The sequence below is a fragment of the Nocardia sp. JW2 genome (genome assembly GCF_051843015.1).
In the GTDB taxonomy this organism is placed as follows: Bacteria; Actinomycetota; Actinomycetes; order Mycobacteriales; family Mycobacteriaceae; genus Nocardia; species Nocardia coubleae.
In genome coordinates this window covers 20376-27228 of sequence record NZ_JBPXLK010000042.1, presented here as the reverse complement: position 1 = coordinate 27228, position 6853 = coordinate 20376, and the positions used below count along the sequence as shown (strand labels likewise).

At 68.9% G+C, this 6853-nt stretch carries 7 protein-coding genes; 1 reads left to right on the top strand and 6 read right to left on the bottom strand.

Annotation, left to right across the window (positions count from 1 at the left end):
• Positions 1-24: 24 nt before the first annotated feature.
• The 6 genes from ACSVDM_RS30065 to ACSVDM_RS30040 are packed head-to-tail and all read right to left on the bottom strand — an operon-like array spanning position 25 to position 5451.
• Positions 25-771 carry a hypothetical protein gene (locus ACSVDM_RS30065; RefSeq protein ID WP_357151483.1) on the bottom strand — a complete coding sequence of 249 codons (747 nt, stop codon included), beginning with the start codon at positions 769-771 and terminating at the stop codon, positions 25-27.
• A gap of 47 nt (positions 772-818) precedes the next feature.
• On the bottom strand, positions 819-2069 hold the full coding sequence (locus ACSVDM_RS30060; protein WP_439269065.1) for an ABC transporter substrate-binding protein: 1251 nt from the start codon (positions 2067-2069) through the stop codon (positions 819-821).
• Positions 2059-3099 (bottom strand): branched-chain amino acid ABC transporter permease, encoded by a 1041-nt coding sequence (locus tag ACSVDM_RS30055; RefSeq protein ID WP_439269064.1) that lies wholly within the window; start codon positions 3097-3099, stop codon positions 2059-2061. Before ACSVDM_RS30055 ends, ACSVDM_RS30060 begins: the two co-directional genes overlap by 11 nt.
• Positions 3096-3974, bottom strand: a complete 879-nt coding sequence (locus ACSVDM_RS30050; protein ID WP_356987277.1) for a branched-chain amino acid ABC transporter permease — start codon at positions 3972-3974, stop codon at positions 3096-3098. The genes ACSVDM_RS30055 and ACSVDM_RS30050 overlap by 4 nt, the downstream gene beginning before the upstream one ends.
• Positions 3971-4696, bottom strand: a complete 726-nt coding sequence (locus tag ACSVDM_RS30045; RefSeq protein ID WP_439269063.1) for an ABC transporter ATP-binding protein — start codon at positions 4694-4696, stop codon at positions 3971-3973. The genes ACSVDM_RS30050 and ACSVDM_RS30045 overlap by 4 nt, the downstream gene beginning before the upstream one ends.
• On the bottom strand, positions 4693-5451 hold the full coding sequence (locus ACSVDM_RS30040) for an ABC transporter ATP-binding protein (RefSeq protein ID WP_439269062.1): 759 nt from the start codon (positions 5449-5451) through the stop codon (positions 4693-4695). The genes ACSVDM_RS30045 and ACSVDM_RS30040 overlap by 4 nt, the downstream gene beginning before the upstream one ends.
• Before the next feature lie 132 nt (positions 5452-5583).
• Between ACSVDM_RS30040 and ACSVDM_RS30035 the strand changes: the two genes are divergently transcribed.
• Positions 5584-6846 (top strand): PucR family transcriptional regulator, encoded by a 1263-nt coding sequence (locus ACSVDM_RS30035; protein ID WP_439269061.1) that lies wholly within the window; start codon positions 5584-5586, stop codon positions 6844-6846.
• Positions 6847-6853 lie beyond the last annotated feature (7 nt).

Genomic DNA, 6853 nt, shown 5'->3' with positions numbered 1-6853 from the left:
CCCCCCCCCGGCAGCGGACGAGATCTACTTCGCGGGCGCGGGTACCGCGGGGTCCTTGCAGTAGGCGCCCAGCTCGGCCGGGCACGGCGCGAGGATGGTGGAGAAGTACTGGTAGGCGGCGAACAAGGCCAGCGGACCACCGACGGTGACCAGCCCGACCATCCCGCCCACCGCGCCGAGCGTGGCCGCGCCGAGCACACATCCCGCGACGGTGGCGCCCACCCACGGTACGAGCAGCACGATCACGGGGCTGGCGATCGTCGCACCGGCCGCACCGCCGACCAGACAGCCCACCCCGCCGCCGACCACGGCGCCGATGATGGCGGCCACCGCACTGCCGATGGTGAGCCGCTGGGCGAGCACACCGAGCGCGGATTGGTCACGGGGGGTGAAGGATTCGGCGATCTGCTGCACCGCGGCATCCTGGCTGATGACGTTCGTGGCCGCCTCGGCCGGTGTGCCGCCGTCACGTGATGGTGTGAGGGTGGCGCGGTCACCGTCGATCGCCGCCGCGATCGGGAAGACCTTGTCGTCCATCCGGTACGACAGCGGCAGCGCCGCGACGGGCACATCGGCCTCGGTGGTGAGCACGAGCTGACCGTCGACGACCTGCAGTTTGCCGTCGTTCGTCGACAGCACGGCCGCGTCGCCCTGCCTGCTGATCTCGTAGTGGACCTCGGTCTGGGTCGGCTCGGCGTGGGCGTTCGCGCTGCCGACGCACAGGGCGAGCGCCGTCATGGCGGCCGTCGCGAGCGTGGTTGACATCTTCATGCTGATCCTCATCGATCGTGGGTGAACTTGTGCCTCGCGGCACGGGACTACTTGCCGGAGGTATCGATCAGGCCCTCGGTCAGCGACCAGTGCTCGCCGGCGAAGGTCTGGATGCCGACCGCCTCGAGCGGGAAGCCGTCGCCCGCACCGGTTTTCATGCTGATACCGGGCAGCATCAGGTCGGCGGAGACGTTGTCGAGGGAGCGCATCGCGTCGCGCAGGCCCTCCCTGGTCGGGCACTTCGCCGCTTCGAGGGTCTTGTGGAGGCTCTGCGCCATCGCCCAGCCGGCCATCGCGTGCTGGTTCTCGGTGTCGGCGCCGGGCGCGTACTGGGTGAGTTCGGTCTTGAACGTCTGCATACCGGGGTCGGTGGCCCAGCGCGGATCGGCGGGGTCCTTGAGGAACGCGGCGCTCACGGTGCCCTGGATATTCGGCAGGCCGACCGGGCGCAGGGTCGCCATGGTGTTGGAGACCTGGGTGAGCACGTGCAGCGGGTTCCAGTCGGTGTTGCGCACGTCGGCGGCCAGGGCCTGGGAGGCGAACTTCGGCGTCGAGAAGTTCAGCATCACATCGGCTTCGGAATTGGCCAGGTTGCGCACCTGCGCGTCGACGGTGGGGTCGGTGACCTCGAAGCTCTGCTCGGCGACCACCTTCACCCCGCTGCCCTCGGCGCCTTCGCGGAACGCGGCGAGCAGATCCTTGCCGAAGTCGTCGTTCTGGTACAGCACCGCGACGGTCGCGGTGGGGCGCTGCTTCTTCACGTACTCGGCGTAGGCGAGGCCCTCGGTGCGGTAGCTGGGTTGCCAGCCGATGGTCCACGGGTTGTCCTCGGAGCCGAACTTCGTGGCGCCCGTGGCGACGAACACCTGCGGCACCTTGCGCTGGCCGAGGTAGTCGGTCACCGCCGAGGAGGTGGCGGTGCCGAGGGTCTGGAAGACCGCGAACACCTGGTCCTGTTCGACCAGTCGACGGGTTTCTTCGACAGTCTTGGGCGGCTGGTAGCCGTCGTCGCGGACGAGGTATTCCACCTGGCGTCCACCGATGCCGCCCTTCTCGGCGTTGACGTAGTCGAAGTAGGCCTTGATGCCCTTGGGCACCTCGCCGTAGGCCGAGGCCGGACCCGACAGCGGGTACACGCCGCCGAGCTTGATGGTGCTGTCGGTGATGCCGGTGGTCTGCTGACCCCGGCAATCGCCTTCGCCGACGGTCCCGGTGTCGGCGTTGCGGCCACCGCACGCGGTGAGCGTGGCGACCAGTGCGGCGGCCACCCCGAGACACTGGATTGTCCTAGTGCGCATGAGTTCTCCCTTTCCGGACGCGTTGTCCGAGCCAGTGCGCCCATCGGGTGGCCAGACCGGCCAGTCCCTGGGGTGCGAGGTACATGACCGCGATGATCAGCAGTCCGAAGATGACGCCGGGTGCGGCCTGGTTGACGTCTTGTGCCAGGCTCGGCACGAACATCACGAACAGGCCGCCGAGCACCGGCCCCCAGGTGGTGCCGAGTCCGCCGACGACGAGCCCGGCCAGCAGGGTGATCGACAGGGTGAGCGCGAACGAATCGGGGGAGACGAAAGCGATCACCCAGGTGTAGACGCAACCCGCGACGCCGGCCAGCAGCGCGCTCCAGGCGAAGGCCAGGGTCTTGTAGTGCGCCAGGTTCACCCCGAGCACCTCGGCGGCGGTCTCGTTGTCGCGCACCGCGTGCAGGGCGCGACCGACTTTGGAACGCAGTATCCCGGCGACCAGCACGAAGCTCAGTACGGTGACGGCAAGCGCGAGGAAGTACAGCCACTGGTCCTCGGCGAGCCCGGTCCAGGCGGGCGGCACCGGCTTCTCGACGCCCAGACCCATCGAACCGCCGGTGAGCCCGTCGAAGCGTTTGAGCAACGGCACCAGGAAGATCGCGATGGACATCGTGACCAGCGCCAGGTACAGGCCGCGCAGGCGCAGCGCCGGGATACCAAGGGCGAAGCCGAGTACGAAGGTGATCGCCGCCGCGAGTGGGATGGTCGCGAAATACGGTGTGTCCCATCGATGCATCGCGATCGCGGCCGTGTAGGCGCCGACCGCGAAAAAGGCGCCATGGCCGAGCGAGATCTGGCCGGTGTGCCCGACGAGCAGGTTCAGTCCGAGCAGGGTGACCGCGTAGATCATGGCCATCGCCAGCTGGAAGGTGTGGAAGGGCACCAGCTGGAACGGTGCGGCACACGCGAGAAGGAGTACCGCGACCGTGAAGACCAGCGGAAGCCGGGCGGCGCGGATTTTCGACCGTGCCGGTTCCGCCTGGGGTGCGACAGGATTCGCCGCCGAGATTTTCACGTCACTCATACCCGTTCCACCGCCGCGTGTCCGAACAGACCTTGGGGGCGAAGCAACAGCACGCCCAGGATGATCACCAGCGGCACACCGATCTTGAGTTCGGTGCCGATCGCGTCGACGTAGGCGCCGGTGAGGGTTTCGGCGACGCCGACGATCAGACCGCCCGCCACCGCGCCGCCGGGGGAGTCGAACCCGCCGAGCGTCGCCGCCGCGAAGGCGTAGATCAGGACGCCACTCATCATGTTGGGATCGAGGAACAGCAGCGGCGCCGACAGCACCCCCGAGACCGACCCGACCAGCGCCGCGAGTCCCCACCCCAGCGAGAGCACGGTGCCGACCCGGATCCCGACGAGCCTGGCGGACTGCGGGTTACACGCCACCGCCCGCATCGCCAACCCGATCGCGGTGTAGCGGAACAGCAGATACAGCAGGGCCATCACCAGTCCGACGACGGCGAAGATGCCGAGGCTGCCGTACCCCACACTGACATCGGCCACGCGCAACGCGCCGTCCGGGAAGGGATTCGGGAAGGACTTCACCTGGTAGGACCAGATCCAGCCCGCCGCCGCGTGCACCGTGAAGAACAAACCGACCGTGACGATCACCAGGGTGATCTCCGGTTTACCTTCGACCGGCCGGATCACCACCCGCTCGATCACCATGCCCGCGAGGAACGAGATCACCAGCGTGAGGACCAGTGCCGCCCAGAACGGCATCACCTGACTCAACTGCCAGGCCAGGAATGCCGAGAACATGGCCAGCTCGCCCTGGGCGAAGTTGGCCACCCCGGTGAACCGGTAGATCAGAACCAGCGCCAGCGCCAGCCCCGCGTAGATCGCGCCCGCCGAGAGCCCCTCGACGAGCTGCTGCACGAATTCGGTCACGGCCGCACCCGGTATCCGAGATAGGAGCGGACGACCTGCTCGTCTGCTTTGATCTCGGCGGCGCTGCCGGACAGGACGATCCGGCCCGTCTCGAGCACATGTGCCTGATGGGCGACACCCAGCGCGAGGTGGGCGTTCTGTTCGACGACTATCACGGTGGTGCGTTCCTCTGCGTTGATGGTGTGCACGATCCCGAACAGCTCCTGGGTGACCAGCGGGGAAAGCCCGAGCGAGGGTTCGTCCAGCAGCAGCAGTCGTGGGCGCAGCATCAGCGCCCGGCCGATGGCGAGCATCTGCTGTTGACCGCCGGACAGCCCGCCCGCCGGGTCGCGCTGCTTCTCGCGCAGGATCGGGAAGTAGTCGTAGACGCGGCGCAGGTCGGACTCGACGCCCGCGCGGTCGCGGCGGGAGTAGGCGCCGAGGCGCAGGTTCTCCTCCACCGTGAGCGGGGCGAAGGTGCCGCGGCCCTCGGGCACGTGGGCGACCCCGAGCCGGGCCATCGCCTCGGGTGCCCGTCCGGCCACCTCGTCACCGTTCAAGCGCAGGGCGCCACGCACTTTCACCATGCCGCACAGCGCGCGCAACAGGGTGGTCTTGCCCGCGCCGTTGGGGCCGAGGATGGCGCACACTTCGCCCTCGCCTACCGAAAAGCTCACGCCGTGCAGCACTTTCGCCGCGCCGTACCCCGCGTACAGGTCGGTGACGGTCAGGAATTCGCTCATGAGGCTGCCCCCAGATAGGCGCGGACGACAGCCGGATCGCTCTGCACCGCTTCGGGTTCGCCCTCGGCGATCACCTGCCCGAACTCGAGGCAGACCACCCGGTCACAGGTGTTCATCACGAAGCCCATGTGGTGTTCGACGACCACAACGGTGAGGTCGAGCTCGGCCTGCAGGGCACGAAGACGTTCGGCGAACTCGTCGACCTCGCCGTGGCTCAGCCCGTTCACCGGCTCGTCGAGCAGCAGCAGCCGGGGCCGCACCGCCAGGGCGCGCGCCAATTCGATCCGTTTGAGCGTGCCGAAGGGTAGCCCGGCGGCGGGGTGGTCGGCGACGGCGGTGAGGTCGAGTCGCTCGAGCAGTTCGTCGGCGTCGGCGCGCAGTCGTCGTTCCTCCCGGCCGACCCACGGCATCCGCAGCCCCGCCGAGACGAAACCGCCGCGCGTGCGGTGATGGGTGCCGACGAGCACGTTGTCGCGCACCGACATCCGGGCGAACAGGCCGAGGTTCTGGAAAGTGCGGGCGATGCCGAGGCCGGCCAGCGCATCGGGGCGCACCGTGGTCAGGTCGGTGTCGAGGTAGCGCAAGCTGCCGGAGGTGGGACGGTTGCGCCGGGTGAGGCAATTGAACAGGGTGGTCTTGCCCGCGCCGTTGGGCCCGATCAGACCGACCATCTCGCCCGCGGCGACCGTGAACCCCACATCCTGCAGGGCGGTGATCCCGCCGAAGCGCACCGTCAGGTGGGTTATGTCGAGCATGCGAGGAACACTAAGAGCGCTGGTCAGCACCCACATCGGACGTTGTGGACCAAGTTTTCGGCCGTGCGTCGTCCGCTGCGGACAGTGTGATCTGGTTGACACCTCGAACGCGGCGCTGCAAACTCCCCGGACATGTCAGCTGGATCACAACTGCTCGGCTACTCCGATCCGGTACACGCCGAGCGAGCCCGGATCGTCGGGTGCGCCTACGACCACGCCGACGAGATCGCCGACGATGTGATGGCCAAGCTGCGCGTCGAACTGCCCGGCTACGACACCGCCGACCCGGGGTTCCTCGCCGACGTGCACGACCAGCTGGCCCGGCTCAGCCGCACCGGGCTCGGTGCCCTGCTCGAGCACAAACGGGTCACCCCGGCCGACGTCTCCTACGCCAGGCAGGCCGCGGCCCGCCGCGCCCGCTGCGGGCTGCCGCTGGTCGACTACATCGCCGCGTTCCGGCTGGGTCAGCGCGCGATCTGGAAATCGCTGCTCGCCCATGCGGGTGACACCGAAGCGGGACGGGAAGCGGTGTTGTCGCTGGCCGGACCGCTGGCCCGCTACACCGACCTGATCAGCACCCAGGCCACCGACGCCTACCTGGAATTCCAGCAGTACGTGACCGCGGAATCGAGCCGCGACGGCCAGGCACTGATGGACTCCTTGCTCGACGGTGCCCTACCCGCGAGCGGACCACACCTGTCCGTGGCCACCGCGCACGGGATCGGCGCCGAACGGACCGCGCCGCTGGTGGTCGTCACCGCGATGGTGCTCGACCCCGCGCCGACGGCCGACTCCCTGTGCGAGACAAGGCAAGTGGTGTCGGCCGCGCTGGCACGCACCGGTGTCAACGGGTTGCGCACCCTGTCGGTGGTGCGCGATACCGAGATCGTGGCGATCCCGGCGCTGCGACCCGACGGGTCGGCCGAGCAGCTGTGCGAACGACTGCGGGCGCTGCGTGAACAACTCGCCGCCGACGGTGTGGCACTGGCCGTCGGAGTGAGCACCTCGGTCACCGAGGTCGGCCAGATCCCCCGGGCGCACCGCCAGGCCAGGGCCGCCCTCGCCCTGCTGCCCGAGGACGGTGGCGTGCTCGCGCTGCCGCAGATGACGCCGTTCCGGTACCTGCTGCTGCGCGCCGACGACACCACCCGTCAGCTCGTCGATCCCCGCGTCGGCGCCGCCCTCGCCGACGACCGCGCCAGGGGCGGCACCCTCGCCGACACCGTCCGCGCGTTCGCCGCCGCCGACATGAACCTGCGCGAAGCCGCCGACGCCCTGCACATCCACCTCAACACCGCCAAGTACCGGCTGGGCCGCATCCAGGAACTCACCGGACGCAATGTGCGCAGCGTCAACGACCTCGTCGAACTGCTGGTGGCGATCGAGCTGTTATAAACGACGG

Bases quoted from the DNA above. Each gene is read 5' to 3' on its own strand.
- ACSVDM_RS30065 (WP_357151483.1), bottom strand. From the start codon at position 771: ATGAAGATGTCAACCACGCTCGCGACGGCCGCCATGACGGCGCTCGCC.
- ACSVDM_RS30060 (WP_439269065.1), bottom strand. From the start codon at position 2,069: ATGCGCACTAGGACAATCCAGTGTCTCGGGGTGGCCGCCGCACTGGTC.
- ACSVDM_RS30055 (WP_439269064.1), bottom strand. From the start codon at position 3,099: ATGAGTGACGTGAAAATCTCGGCGGCGAATCCTGTCGCACCCCAGGCG.
- ACSVDM_RS30045 (WP_439269063.1), bottom strand. From the start codon at position 4,696: ATGAGCGAATTCCTGACCGTCACCGACCTGTACGCGGGGTACGGCGCG.
- ACSVDM_RS30040 (WP_439269062.1), bottom strand. From the start codon at position 5,451: ATGCTCGACATAACCCACCTGACGGTGCGCTTCGGCGGGATCACCGCC.
- ACSVDM_RS30035 (WP_439269061.1), top strand. From the start codon at position 5,584: ATGTCAGCTGGATCACAACTGCTCGGCTACTCCGATCCGGTACACGCC.